General features: G+C 62.5%; 10 protein-coding genes and 1 pseudogene. 8 read left to right on the top strand and 3 right to left on the bottom strand.

Annotated elements, in window-relative coordinates; all coding sequences use genetic code 11:
* Positions 1-14 precede the first annotated feature (14 nt).
* The 4 genes and pseudogenes from CXQ82_RS10750 to CXQ82_RS31240 form a co-directional block, all read left to right on the top strand.
* Positions 15-947, top strand: a complete 933-nt coding sequence (locus CXQ82_RS10750) for an ornithine cyclodeaminase family protein (protein WP_101268661.1) — start codon at positions 15-17, stop codon at positions 945-947.
* On the top strand, positions 944-2,077 hold the full coding sequence (locus CXQ82_RS10745) for an FAD-binding oxidoreductase (protein WP_101268659.1): 1,134 nt from the start codon (positions 944-946) through the stop codon (positions 2,075-2,077). Before CXQ82_RS10750 ends, CXQ82_RS10745 begins: the two co-directional genes overlap by 4 nt.
* On the top strand, positions 2,077-2,703 hold the full coding sequence (locus tag CXQ82_RS10740; RefSeq protein ID WP_101268657.1) for a transcriptional regulator: 627 nt from the start codon (positions 2,077-2,079) through the stop codon (positions 2,701-2,703). The genes CXQ82_RS10745 and CXQ82_RS10740 overlap by 1 nt, the downstream gene beginning before the upstream one ends.
* A 169-nt stretch (positions 2,704-2,872) precedes the next feature.
* Positions 2,873-2,977 (top strand): annotated as a pseudogene (locus CXQ82_RS31240) (helix-turn-helix domain-containing protein); the annotation flags it as partial.
* A 306-nt stretch (positions 2,978-3,283) separates the two neighbouring features.
* Here the strand turns inward: CXQ82_RS31240 and CXQ82_RS10730 are convergent.
* Positions 3,284-4,060 carry an ABC transporter substrate-binding protein gene (locus CXQ82_RS10730; protein ID WP_101268653.1) on the bottom strand — a complete coding sequence of 259 codons (777 nt, stop codon included), beginning with the start codon at positions 4,058-4,060 and terminating at the stop codon, positions 3,284-3,286.
* A 198-nt stretch (positions 4,061-4,258) separates the two neighbouring features.
* On the opposite strand from CXQ82_RS10730, the gene CXQ82_RS10725 reads away from it, so the two are divergent.
* The 4 genes from CXQ82_RS10725 (at position 4,259) to CXQ82_RS10710 (ending at position 10,089) form a co-directional block, all read left to right on the top strand.
* Positions 4,259-4,756 carry an RNA polymerase sigma factor gene (locus CXQ82_RS10725; protein WP_101268651.1) on the top strand — a complete coding sequence of 166 codons (498 nt, stop codon included), beginning with the start codon at positions 4,259-4,261 and terminating at the stop codon, positions 4,754-4,756.
* Between the two features lie 55 nt (positions 4,757-4,811).
* Positions 4,812-5,774 (top strand): FecR family protein, encoded by a 963-nt coding sequence (locus CXQ82_RS10720; protein ID WP_101268649.1) that lies wholly within the window; start codon positions 4,812-4,814, stop codon positions 5,772-5,774.
* A gap of 89 nt (positions 5,775-5,863) precedes the next feature.
* The gene (locus tag CXQ82_RS10715) at positions 5,864-8,257 is read left to right on the top strand and encodes a TonB-dependent receptor (RefSeq protein WP_101268647.1); all 2,394 of its coding nucleotides are present in this window, start codon (positions 5,864-5,866) and stop codon (positions 8,255-8,257) included.
* A gap of 146 nt (positions 8,258-8,403) precedes the next feature.
* Entirely contained in the window at positions 8,404-10,089 is a 1,686-nt protein-coding gene (locus CXQ82_RS10710) for an AMP-binding protein (RefSeq protein WP_101268645.1), read from the top strand.
* Between the two features lie 243 nt (positions 10,090-10,332).
* Here CXQ82_RS10710 and CXQ82_RS10705 read toward each other — a convergent pair whose 3' ends face one another.
* Both CXQ82_RS10705 and CXQ82_RS10700 read right to left on the bottom strand, forming a co-directional pair.
* Positions 10,333-11,607 carry a glucarate dehydratase family protein gene (locus tag CXQ82_RS10705; protein WP_101268643.1) on the bottom strand — a complete coding sequence of 425 codons (1,275 nt, stop codon included), beginning with the start codon at positions 11,605-11,607 and terminating at the stop codon, positions 10,333-10,335.
* Positions 11,604-12,953 carry an MFS transporter gene (locus tag CXQ82_RS10700; RefSeq protein WP_101268641.1) on the bottom strand — a complete coding sequence of 450 codons (1,350 nt, stop codon included), beginning with the start codon at positions 12,951-12,953 and terminating at the stop codon, positions 11,604-11,606. Before CXQ82_RS10700 ends, CXQ82_RS10705 begins: the two co-directional genes overlap by 4 nt.
* Positions 12,954-13,053 lie beyond the last annotated feature (100 nt).

Raw genomic sequence — 13,053 nt, 5'->3', positions numbered from 1 at the left:
ACGCGGAGCCTCCCATGCCCAGCACACCCCACGTCATCCACCAAACCCAAGCCCGCGAATTACTCGCCCAGGTCGACGTACCGCAGATCCTGCGCAAGCTGTTCCGCGACCTGGCCGCCGGGCAGGCGGTGCAGCCGGCGCAGCAGTTGGTGGAGTTCCCGCAGGGCGCCGGCGACTTCATCAACTACCTGGGCGTGCTGGCTGAAGATGGCGTGTACGGGGTGAAGACTTCGCCCTACATCGTGCGTGAGCAAGGGCCGCTGGTCACCGCCTGGACCTTGTTGATGTCGATGCAAACAGGCCAGCCCGTATTGCTGTGCGACGCCGCCGAGTTGACTACCGCGCGCACCGCCGCGACCACGGCATTGGCGGTGGATGCGCTGGCCTCTCAGAACGCGCGACGCCTGGCGATTATCGGCAGCGGCAAGGTGGCCCAGGCCCATCTGCATTACGTGAAAAACCTGCGGGACTGGCAGAGCATCAACCTGTTCTCACCGAGCCTGGCCGGGGCAAATTCCCAACTCGAAAACCTCGACCCGCGTTTAAAGATCGCTGCAACCTGCGATGCCGCGTTGCACGACGCCGACGTGATCCTGCTGTGCACCTCCTCGGCCGGGCCGGTGATCGACCCGGCACGCCTGAGCAAACCGGCGCTGATCACCTCCATCAGCACCAACGCGCCGCGCGCCCATGAAGTACCGCCCCAGAGCCTCCACGACATGCAGGTGTTCTGCGACTATCGCCGCACCACCCCAGGTGCGGCCGGCGAAATGCTGATCGCCGCCGAGCAGCACGGTTGGGACTCGAGCGCCGTAATCGGCGACCTGCCCGAACTGCTCAGCGAGCAAGTACCGCGCCCGTCCTACGACCGCCATGTATTCTTCCGCTCCATCGGCCTGGGCCTGGAAGACATCGCCCTGGCCAATGCCCTCTGGAGACTGTTATGAGCCACGCAGATTTCATCATCATCGGCGGCGGCATTGCCGGTGCTTCCACGGGGTTCTGGTTGTCGCCGCATGCCAAGGTGCTGGTGCTGGAGCGTGAAAACCACCCGGCCTATCACTCCACCGGGCGTTCGGCGGCGCTCTACACCGCCGCCTATGGCACCCCGCAGGTGCGTGCGTTGACCCTGGCCAGCCGGGCGTTTTTCGACAACCCACCAGCGGGCTTCTGCGAGCACCCGTTGCTGACGCCACGCGGTGAGATGACGGTGGATTTCAGCGGCGACCCGGCCGAGTTGAACGCCCAATACCTGAGCGCCAAGGCCACTGTGCCACAGGTCGTACAGCTGAACGCGGATGAGGCCTGTGCGAAATTGCCGATCCTGCGCCGTGAAAAAGTCCATGGTGCGATCTATGACCCGACCGCCAGCGATATCGACACCGACGCCCTGCACCAGGGTTACCTGCGCGGCATCCGGCGCAATGGAGGCGAAGTGCGCACCGACAACCACGTATTGGGTTTGAGCCGCGACGGCGCCGGCCTGTGGCATGTGCAAACGCAGGACACCACCTACACCGCACCGATCATCATCAACGCCGCCGGCGCCTGGGCCGATCATATCGGCGCCCTGGCCGGCGCCGCTTCTATCGGCCTGCAACCCAAGCGGCGCTCGGCGTTTATCTTCGCCGGCCCCGAAGGCGTAGACAGCCATGCCTGGCCGATGCTGGTTGCGCTCGACGAAGCCTTCTACATGAAGCCCGACGCCGGCATGTTCCTGGGTTCTCCGGCGAATGCCGACCCGGTGGAACCTCAGGACATCCAGCCCGAAGAACTGGACATCGCCATGGGCATCTACCAGATCGAAGAAGCCACCACCCTGACCATCCGCCGCCCGACCCGCACCTGGGCCGGCCTGCGCAGTTTTGTACACGATGGGGATTTGCTCAGCGGTTTCGACCCCCAGGTGCCTGGGCTGTTCTGGGTTGCGGCGCAAGGCGGCTATGGCATCCAGACCTCGCCGGCCATGGGCCAGGCCAGTGCGGCCCTGGTGCGCGGCGCGCCGCTGCCGCAAGCGTTGACACAGTTCGGCCTGGACGCTGGTATGCTCTCCCCCACGCGCCTGGAGCCCCATTGATGAACACCGCTGAACACGACAAGGCCTTGCAGAATTTTCGCGCGATCAGCGACGCAATCGCCACCTTGTTTTTTCCCCACGCCGAAGTGGTGCTGCATGACCTGCGCACGCAAAAGGTCGATTACATCGCCAATAACCTGTCCAAGCGCAGCATTGGCGATGACTCGGCGCTGGAGGACATGCTCAGCGATGACGTCAGCGAAGTGAATATCGGCCCGTACGAAAAGCTCAACTGGGACGGTCAGAAAATCCGCAGCCTGAGCACCGTACTGCGCGACGCCAAGGATCGGCCGCTGGCGGTGCTGTGCATCAACCTGAATATCTCATTGTTCGAAAACGCCAAGGCGGCGCTGGACCTATTCCTGTCGCCGAGCAAGCTGATCCCGCAACCGGACTCACTGTTTCGAGATGACTGGCAGGAACGCATCAACACCTTCTTGCATGCTTGGATGCGCGAGCGTCAGTTGAGCCTGAATCTGCTGACCCGCGACCACAAGCGCGAGCTGGTGCTGGCACTGCATGCCGAAGGCGCGTTCAAGGGCAAAAGCGCCTCGAACTATGTGGCCAATGTGCTGGGGATGGGTCGGGCGACGGTGTACAAGCACCTGAAAGAACTCAAGGGCTGACGAACCAGCCCTGTGAAAATCCAATGTGGCGAGCGGGCTTGCCCGCGTTGGGCTGCGCAGCAGCCCCAGTAAAGGCACTGACGTTTTTTCTGAAAGCACTCAGCGCCTGATTTTGGGGCCGCTGCGCAGCCCAACGCGGGCAAGCCCGCTCGCCACAATAACCCCCAACGCCGAAGGCGCGTTCAAGGGCAAAAGCACCTCGAACTATGTGGCCAATGTGCTGGGGATGGGTCGGGCGACGGTGTACAAGCACCTGAAAGAACTCAAGGGCTGATGCGCCAACCCTGTGAAAATCCAATGTGGCGAGCGGGCTTGCCCGCGTTGGGCTGCGCAGCAGCCCCGGTAAAGGCACTGACGTTTTTCCTGAAAGCACTCAGCGCCTGATTTTGGGGCCGCTGCGCAGCCCAACGCGGGCAAGCCCGCTCGCCACAATAACCCCCAACGCCGTGAAGGAATTGAAGACCTGATCAAATGTGGGAGGGGGCTTGCCCCCGATGAGGGTGTGTCAGTTGGTAAATCTGCAATTGACCCACCGACATAGGGGGCAAGCCCCCTCCCACATTTTGCCCGCGTATGACATTCAATCGCCGTAGATATCAGCTTTAAAGTACTGCTGCGAAATCTTCTGGTACTCACCACTGGCCCGAATGCCGTCGATGGCGGTGTTCAGCTCACTGACCAACTCGGTATTACCCTTGCGCACCGCAATCCCAGCGCCCTCGCCCACATATTTGGGGTCCTTCAGCTCCGGGCCGACAAAGGCGTAGCCCTTGCCCCGTGGCATCTGCAGGAAGTCATTCAACGGGATGGTATCGGCAAAGATCGCATCCAGCCGCCCCGCCGCCAGGTCCATGTAGATTTCTTCGTTATTGCTGTAGCGCTTGACGGTGATGCCCTTGGGCTCGAACACCTCGGTGGCATAGCGATCGGTGGTGGTCGCGCGCTGCACTCCCACGGTCTTGCCCTTGAGGCTGGCGTACTGGTCATCCACCACCGCGCCGTCCTTCATCACCAGGCGTGACGAGGTGAAGTAGTACTTGTGGGTGAAATCCACCGACTTCTTGCGGTCTTCGTTGATGGTCATGGACGACAGGGCCATGTCGATTTTCTTCACCTTGAGGGAAGGAATCAGACCGTCGAATTCACCTTCGACCCACACACACTTGACCTTCATCTGCGCGCACAGCGCATTGCCGATGTCGTAGTCGAAGCCAACGATCTTGCCCTCTTCGGTCTTGGACGCAAACGGTGGGTACGCCGCCTCAATGCCGATGCGCAGGGTTTTCTCGGCGGCCAGCAAGTGGCTGGACGCGAGCAGGCTGAGGGCCAGGGCGGGAATTAGGGCGCGTTTCTTCATGGTCGTGTCTCGCAAGTTGTTGTTGGTTTTGGCAAGAGAGAAGAAAAATGCAGCAGGGTATTTTTGTACTTATAATTCCATACTGGACTTTTATGTATTAATCGTCAATCCATACACAAACCCGACAATTCGCTATTAACAATCATTCTCGTTTGTTATATTCCGCCGCGCTTGCTCCCATGGCTGTCAGGTAGCGTTATGTCCGGCTCAGATCTCAAGGCGTTGTATCTCGCCCACCGCGGGGAAATCCAGGCATACCTGGACCGTCGTTTGCGCTGCAAGGAAACCGCAGCCGACCTCACGCAGGACGCGTTCATTCGCCTGTCGGAGCAGATGGGCCGCACGCGCATCGAGAATTTCCGCGCCTACCTGTTCTCCGCCGCGCGCAACCTGTTTATCGACCACACCCGCCGCCAGGAACACCGCAAAGGCGAGCCGTTGGACCAACAGGCGCCCGACAGCCTCGAGCAGCCGAGCCCGACGCTGGAGCAAGCCGCCATCGCCCATCAGCAACTCGCAACCCTTAACACGCTGATCCAGGACATGCCCGAGGCCTGCCGTGAGGTATTTTTGCTGGTACGCATCGAAGGCCTGACCTACGTGCAGATCGGCGAGCGCCTCGGCATCTCGCCGAAAACCGCCTACAGCCGCATGGTGCGGGCCCTGGACTTGTTGAAGCTGGGCATGCCCGAGTGAGCGCCTTCACTTATACTCAGCCGCTTGCCCGTGCCTCGTTGAATTGATGACCCCCATGAGTGTTGAACCGCCGCGCCTCGTCCACACCACCGCCCGTCCCGATGACGCCAGCCATCAGGCCAGCGAGTGGTTCGCCTTGATCCAGGGCGGCGCGCCGACCCCGGCCGAGCGCGACGAACTGGCCCGCTGGCTCGCCGCCGACCCGCGCAACGCCCAGGCCTACGCGCACCTGGAACAGTTATGGGCGGCCACCGCCCTGCTGGTGCCACCTCAGGTGCAAGCCGCGCCACCGCTGTCGCGCCGGCGCTTTGTCGGCCTGGGGCTCGCCGCCAGCGTGGCGGTGGTTGCCAGTGGCGCCACCACCTTGTGGCTCAAAGGCATAAGCTCGCCGTTTGCCGATGTACGCACGGCTATCGGCGAACGGCGCACGCTGCAATTGCCCGACGGCTCCAGCGTAGAACTGGCCGGCAACAGCGCACTCAACCTGGATTTTTCAGCCGCCCAACGCTCGGTGGAACTGTTGCAGGGCGAGGCGTTTTTCCAGGTCAAACCCCATGCTGCCAGAGAGTTCAGCGTGCAGACCCAGGCCGGCCGGGTGCTGGCGAGCGAAGCCGAATTCTGCCTGGCGTGCGACGCTGAATCCGCACAGTTGAGCGTCAGCCGCCACACCGTTCGCGTGATCACCCCGAACCAGCAGACCGACCTCGGCGAAGGCCTGTCGCTGCGCTTCAGCAGCACGCAGACCGGCGCCATCCAACGCGCCGAACTGGAGCAGGTGCTGGCCTGGCGCGACGGCCGCCTGGTGTTCTTCGACACCCCGCTGCTCACGGTGGTCAACCAGCTGCAACGCTGGCGCGAAGGCAAGATCTTCATCCCCGACGCACAACTCGCGGCGCGGCGCGTCAGCCTGATCCTCAACCTCAACCGCCCGGACCAGATGCTTGATGTACTGTCCAAGGCGCTGGCCGTGCGCACCACCCGCTACACCGACCTGATCACGCTGATCCAACCGGCCTAAGCGCAAATAATTCACATCGCCATCAGGTATCGCAAAGGCTCATCCGTCCTAAAGGGATTGATAGCGCGACCTCATAGGAAACCACCTGAATGGCAAAGCACCTCACACCTGGACATCCACCGGCCAAGCCATGGCGCGCCGCCGCGCTCGCCTGCACCCTGCTCATGGGCACGGTGCAGGTTCAAGCGGCGCCGGCCTCGGCCGTGAGCACCAGCGTGTCCATCAACATCCCGGCCCAGTCACTGCGCCAGGCGTTGTTGATGTTCAGCCAGCAGTCCGGGCAAAACGTGCTGCTCGACGGCAACCTGGATGGCGCCCTGCGCAGCTCGGCGGTCGTCGGCGTGTACTCCCCCGAACAAGCCCTGGCCGAGTTGTTAAAGGGCAGCGGCTATGGCTTCGCACGCACCGACGCGGTCACCGTCTACCTGGTGCCGTTGCCGCAACAAGCCAGTGAAATGACCCTGCCGGCCATCCATATCCAGGACTACGCCACGCAGGACGGCGGCCCCAGCGTCGGCTACCAGGGCAAGCCGGTGTCGAGCACCACGCGCCTGGGCCTGACCGACAAACAAACCCCGCAGGCGATCACCGTGATCACTCGCGAGCAAATGGACGACTTCAAGCTCAACAGCGTGAAAGAGGCCTTGCGCAGCGCGCCGTCGGTGACGGTGGAGCAGTTTGAAACCGACCGTACCGCGTTCACCTCACGTGGTTTCAAAATCGAAAACTTCGAATACGACGGCATGGGCCTGCCCTTCTCCGGCGGCGTGCTGGTGGGCGAACAGGACATGACCGAGTTCGAACAGGTCGACGTGCTGCACGGTGCCAACGGCCTGATGAGCGGCGCCGGCGATCCCTCCGCCACCGTCAACCTGGTGCGCAAGCGGCCCACCGAGACCTTCCAGGCCAAGATCGATGCCAGCGTCGGCTCCTGGGATAACCGGCGCCTGGGGTTCGATGTGTCCGGCCCGCTCACCGACAGCGGCAACGTGCGCGGGCGTCTGATCACCGCCCATGACAAAGGCAATTCCTACCTCGACCACTACAGCCACGAAGTCAATGTTACCGCCGGCCTGCTCGCCTTCGACCTGTCGGACGCCGACACCCTGACCGTGGGCTTCTCGCAACAGGACAGCTACTCCAACGGCAGCACCTGGGGCGGCCTGCCGATCGCCGACTACGCCGGCAACCGCATCCACTACAGCAGCCGCAGTTCCAGCGTGGGCCAACCCTGGACCTACTGGAACATCCAGACCCAACGCGCCTTCGCCGAACTGACCCACAGCTTCGACAATGGCTGGAGCAGCAAGATCACCCTGACCGGCACCAGCCAGCATTCCGATACCAAAATGCTCTACGCCATCCCCCTCACCGCCGACACCGTGGCCGCCTATATCAACCGCACCACCAGCAAAGAGCACCAGGTGACGGGCGAGGCGCAGTTGGCCGGGCCGTTCAGCCTGCTCGGGCGTGAGCATGAGTTGACCCTGGGCGCCAACTACGGCCGCCTGCACCACACCGAACGCGGGCATTACCGCACGGCGTCCGGCAACCAGGTGGAAGACCTCGCTGATGTGCTGGCCGGCAATGTGCTGGAGCCAGCGATGAACTACACCGACGACCTCAATACCCAGCTGTTCACCGACCGTCAGAAAAGCCTGTTTGCCGGGGCGCGCTTCAGCCTCACCGACGACCTGCACTGGATCGCCGGCGCGCGCATGCTCAGCGCCGACGGCGACGGCCTGGGCTACGGCTCGCCCCACGACACCCGCGTGCACGGCAAGGTCACGCCCTATACCGGCCTGGTCTACGACCTGACCCCGCAGTGGAGCGTCTATACCAGCTGGACCGAAATCTTCAAACCGCAATACCTGCGCAGCACCGCCGGCGGCATCATCGAGCCGCTGGAAGGCAAAAGCATGGAAGTCGGCATCAAGGGCAAGCTGCTCGACGAACGCCTGGGCATCAGCGCGGCGCTGTTCAAGACCGAGCAACAGAACGTCGCCGAAGCCACCGGGCAAATCGTCGGCGGTCAATATGTGTACCGCGGCGTGGACTACAAAAGCCGTGGGGTCGAGCTGGAAGCCAATGGTGAAGCGTTGCCGGGCCTGTCTATCGCGGGCGGCTACACCTACGTCAACATCGAAGACAATAATGGCGACCGCGCCCGCCAGTACGTGCCCACCCACAGCGTGCGGGGCAGCCTGACCTATCGCCTGCCCGGCCTGCCCCAGGCCAAGGTCGGCAGCCGCGTGCAATGGCAAAGCGGCACCGAGGTCGACAGCAACAGCCGTGTGCAGCAAGACGCCTACGCACTGGTGGACCTGATGGCCAGCTATGACTTCGATGCGCACTGGAGCACATCGCTGAACCTCAACAACGTCACCGACCAGAAGTACCTGCTGTCGCTGTACCAGGCGGCCGGCTCCACCAATTACGGCGCGCCGCGCAACCTGACCGCGTCGGTGAGCTGGAAATACTGAGCATGACTTTTTTGCACAACCCTGCGGTATTTTTGAGCGTTCATCTCTGATTTATGCGTGCCTATACTCGGTTCAGCCTCCCGGTTGAACCGAGGGGGCGGCCCATGACAAAAATGTCCCTACAACAATAATCAAGGACACCGACCATGACCCAGCCCTTCCTGGCCGCTCGGGATTTTCTGCTCGCTCACCGCACCGACTACGCCACCGCCGCCCGGGATTTCCGCTGGCCGCAGTTGGGCGAGTTCAACTGGGCCTTGGACTACTTCGATGCCATGGCCGAGGGCAACGCGGCCAATGCGCTGTGGATCGTCGAAGAGGACGGCAGCGAACAACGCTACAGCTTCCAGCAACTGGCCGCGCGCTCCAACCAGGTGGCCAATCACCTGCGTTCGCTGGGGGTGCGCCGTGGCGAACGGGTGCTGTTGATGCTCGGCAATGATGTAGCGCTGTGGGAAACCATGCTGGCGGCCTTCAAGCTCGGCGCGGTAGTGATTCCCGCCACGGCCCTGCTCAATGCGGATGATTTGCGTGACCGCATCGAGCGCGGGCAGGTGCGCCACCTGGTGGTCGGCGAGGCGCATGTCGGCAAGTTCGAGGGCCTGGGCGATGGCTGCAGCCGCATCTGCGTTGGCGCGGCCCCGGCGGGCTGGGTCGCCCACCATGCCGCCTTCGAATACCCCGAGCGATTCGACGCCGAAGGCCGCACCTTGGCCACCGACCCGATGCTGCTGTATTTCACCTCCGGCACCACCTCGAAACCGAAGATGGTGCTGCACAGCCACCAGAGCTACCCGGTCGGGCACCTGTCGACCATGTACTGGATCGGCCTGCAACCGGGCGACCTGCACCTGAACATCTCCTCCCCAGGCTGGGCCAAACATGCCTGGAGCTGCCTGTTCGCGCCGTGGAACGCCGGGGCCTGCATCTTTATCCATAACGTCGCACGGTTCAGTGCGCCGGCCTTGCTCGCCGCGCTGGAAAAATACCGCGTGACCAGCCTGTGCGCGCCGCCCACCGTGTGGCGCATGCTGATCCAGGAAGACCTGGCCGCCTACAAAACCCGCCTGAACCTGCGCGAACTGGTAGGTGCCGGCGAGCCGCTGAACCCGGAAATCATCGAGCAGATCCAACAGGCCTGGGGCTTGCCATTGCGCGATGGCTTCGGCCAGTCGGAAACCACCGCGCTGGTCGGCAACACCCCCGGCCAGTTGCTCAAGCCGGGGTCCATGGGCCGCCCGCTGCCGGGCTACCAGGTTGCCCTGCTGGACGCTGACGGTTTGCCGGGCACCGAGGGTGAAGTGGCCCTCCCCCTGGACGTTCGCCCCCTGGGTTTGATGATGTGCTACGAAGACAGCCCGGAGAAAACCGCCGAGGTGATGCGCGACGGTTATTACCGTACCGGCGATACGGCGCAGATCGACAGCGACGGTTACATCACCTTTGTTGGCCGCGCGGATGACGTGTTCAAGGCCTCCGACTATCGCATCAGCCCGTTCGAACTGGAAAGCGCGCTGATCGAACACCCTGCGGTGATGGAAGTGGCCGTGGTACCCAGCCCTGACCCATTACGGTTGGCGGTGCCCAAAGCCTTCCTGATCCTGGCCCATGACGCCCCCGGCAGTGCCGAGCTGGCCCGGCATATCCTTGAGTTCGCCCGCGAGCACTTGGCGCCCTACAAGCGAGTACGCAGGATTGAGTTCGTCAGCGAATTGCCCAAGACCATTTCCGGGAAGATTCGCCGGGTGGAGCTGCGGCAGATGGAAGTGCTGCGCCGCCAAAGTGATACGCGGGGGGAGCAGGAGCACTTCGAAGAGGACTTTACACAGTGAGGTTTAAGTGAGGTCTAACTGACCTCCATAGATCCACATGTGGGAGGGGGCTTGCCCCCGATAGCGGTGGGTCAGCGACAGATTTATCAACTGACACTCCCTCATCGGGGGCAAGTCGAATCGTCGCACCGCCCCTCCCACATTTAAATGCCTTCCGGTCAGGCACCTATGAATTTTAGTCGCACACAAAAAAGCCCGATGGCACACGCACATGCACCACCGGGCAAACGAAGCGACCAAGCTTCAGTAACGCGGTTTGACGGTTTTCCACTGCGGTTGGTAACGCTGCATCTGCTTCACATCATCGCGCTGGCGAATGCCGCAGCTGAGGTATTGGTCATGCAGCTTGCCCAGCTGGTCATGGTCCAGCTCCAGGCCCAGCCCCGGTGCGCGGGTGATCGTTACGCAGCCATCGACAATCGGCAGCTTGCCGCCCTTGATCACCTCTTCATCCGGCTCTTGCCAGGGGTAATGGGTGTCGCAGGCGTAGTCGAGGTTGGGCACCGAGGCCGCTACGTGGGCCATGGCCATCAGGCTGATGCCCAGGTGGGAGTTGGAGTGCATCGACACGCCCAGGCCGAAGGTCTGGCACATCTTCGCCAGCACCTGGGTGTCGCGCAGGCCGCCCCAGTAGTGGTGGTCGGCGAGCACGATCTGCACGCTGTCCTGTGCCACGCTGCGGCGGAACTCATCAAAATCGGTGACCACCATATTGGTCGCCAGAGGCAAGCCGGTGCGTTTGTGCAGCGCGGCCATGCCGTCCAGGCCGGGGGTCGGGTCTTCGTAATATTGCAGGTCGTCGCCGAGCAACTCGGCCATGCGAATAGCGGTTTCCAACGACCAGTTGCCGTTCGGGTCGATGCGCAGCGGCACGCCCGGGAAGGCCTTTTTCAAGGCTTTGATGCACGCCACTTCATGCTCGGGCTCAAGCGCGCCGGCCTTGAGCTTGATGCTTTTAAAGCCGTAGGTTTCGATCATGCGCCGGGCCTGGGCGACGATCTGCTCTTCATTGAGCGCCTCGCCCCAGCTGTCCGGCTTGTAGGGGGAATCGATATGCTCGGCGTACTTGAAGAATAAGTAGGCACTGAACGGGATCTGGTCGCGAATCGCCCCGCCCAGCAGGTCCACCAACGGCACGTTCAGCGAGTGTGCCTGCAGGTCGAGAAACGCCACCTCGAACGCCGAGTAGGCGTTGCTCACCGCCTTGCTGGCATGGGAGCCCGGCGCGAGTTCAGCACCGCTGAGGCTCGCCGGTTTATGCGCGGCCACGGTGGCCTGCACGATGGCGCGCAGGCCGTTGAGGTCGAAGGGGTCCAGGCCGATCAGTTGTTGCTGCACCTGTTGCTGGATCGCCAATGCCGGGGCATCGCCGTAGCTTTCGCCCAGGCCGATGTAGCCGGTGTCGCTCTCCACCTCGATGATCGAGCGCAACGCAAAGGCTTCATGAATACCGCTGGCGTTGAGCAGCGGCGGGTCGCGAAAGGCAATCGGGGTAACGGTAACGCGGACAATTTTCAAGAGGCGGCTCCCTGTGGACCGGAACGCAAGGCGTGTGGATGAGTGGTAGATGTGGACCGGGGCGTGGTACGCGCAAAAAACACCACCACTGCTGCCACCAGCGACGTGGCGGCAAGGCCATACAACCCGCCTTCGATGGAGCCGGTGGTCTGCTCCAGCAAGCCGAAGGTGGTGGGCGCGACAAAGCCGCCCAGGTTGCCCACTGAATTGATCAGCGCGATCACCGCCGCAGCGATTCGCGCATCCAGGTAACCCTGGGGGATCGGCCAGAACAGCGCCGAAGCCGCCTTGAAACCAATCGCGGCAAAACAGATGGCCACAAAGGCAAATACCGGCCCGCCGGTGGTGGACATGAACATGCCGAACGCCGCGATCACCAGCATCAGCGCAACCCATGCCTGCTGGTGTTTCCACTTGCTGGCCAGGGCGGCAAAACCGTACATGGCGACGATGGAGATCAACCACGGGATGGAATTGAACAGGCCCACCTCGAAGTCGCCCAGGTTGCCCATTTTCTTGATCATGCTCGGCAGCCAGAAGGTGGCGCCGTAGATGGTCAGCGCGATGGAGAAGTAGATGAAGCAGAACAGCGCGATCTGCCTGTCGGCCAGTAACTTGAATATCGACGGCCGCACGCTCTGCGTCGCTTCACGTGCCTGCTGCTCCAGCGCGATGGCGCTGACCAACGCGTGTTGTTCTTCGGCGCTGAGCCACTTGGCCTGATGGGGATGGGACTGCAGCCAGAACCACACACCCCCGCAAAGTGCGATGGAGGCAAACCCTTCGATAAGGAACATCCATTGCCAGCCGTGCAGGCTCAAGCCGCTGACACCCAGGAGCGCCCCCGACACCGGCCCGGAAATCACCGAGGCAATGGCCGAGCCGCTGAGGAAAATCGCCATGGCCTTGCCGCGCTCGGCGGCCGGCAACCATTGCGTGAAGTAATAGATGATGCCAGGGAAAAAGCCGGCTTCGGCGGCGCCGAGCACAAAGCGCAGGATATAGAAGCTGGTTTCACCTCTGACAAACGCCATGGCCATCGCCGCCGCGCCCCAGGTGAACATGATGCGCGTCAACCAGGCCCGCGCGCCGTAGCGCTGCAGCAGCAGGTTGGAGGGCACTTCGAAGATCGCGTAGCCGATGAAAAACAGCCCGGCACCCAGGCCATAGGCCGCCGCGCCGATGCCCAGGTCGGTCTCCATATGGCTGCGCACAAAGCCGATATTGACCCGGTCGATGTAGTTGACGATGAACATCACCACAAACAACGGCAGTACATGGCGCTTGACCTTGGCGGCCGCGCGGGCGAGCACGGTCGGGTCTGGCGGAGTTTGGCGGGTATCCAAGAGGCAACTCCCAATCATTGTTTTTTTAGGGACTGACTGATGATGGACGCCGGGCATTGATCCCGTCTAATCTAACTTGGCATTCGATTGATACCTGGAT

Source organism: Pseudomonas sp. S09G 359 (assembly GCF_002843605.1).
Lineage (GTDB): Bacteria > Pseudomonadota > Gammaproteobacteria > Pseudomonadales > Pseudomonadaceae > Aquipseudomonas.
The sequence above is the reverse complement of the archived record's forward strand: the minus strand, read 5'-3'. Positions and strand labels throughout refer to the sequence as shown.

What these genes read in the sequence shown, in the direction of transcription:
- CXQ82_RS10710 (WP_101268645.1), top strand. Translation starts at nt 8,404, where the DNA reads ATGACCCAGCCCTTCCTGGCCGCTCGGGATTTTCTGCTCGCTCACCGC.
- CXQ82_RS10720 (WP_101268649.1), top strand. Translation starts at nt 4,812, where the DNA reads ATGAGTGTTGAACCGCCGCGCCTCGTCCACACCACCGCCCGTCCCGAT.
- CXQ82_RS10715 (WP_101268647.1), top strand. Translation starts at nt 5,864, where the DNA reads ATGGCAAAGCACCTCACACCTGGACATCCACCGGCCAAGCCATGGCGC.
- CXQ82_RS10740 (WP_101268657.1), top strand. Translation starts at nt 2,077, where the DNA reads ATGAACACCGCTGAACACGACAAGGCCTTGCAGAATTTTCGCGCGATC.
- CXQ82_RS10730 (WP_101268653.1), bottom strand. Translation starts at nt 4,060, where the DNA reads ATGAAGAAACGCGCCCTAATTCCCGCCCTGGCCCTCAGCCTGCTCGCG.
- CXQ82_RS10725 (WP_101268651.1), top strand. Translation starts at nt 4,259, where the DNA reads ATGTCCGGCTCAGATCTCAAGGCGTTGTATCTCGCCCACCGCGGGGAA.
- CXQ82_RS10750 (WP_101268661.1), top strand. Translation starts at nt 15, where the DNA reads ATGCCCAGCACACCCCACGTCATCCACCAAACCCAAGCCCGCGAATTA.
- CXQ82_RS10745 (WP_101268659.1), top strand. Translation starts at nt 944, where the DNA reads ATGAGCCACGCAGATTTCATCATCATCGGCGGCGGCATTGCCGGTGCT.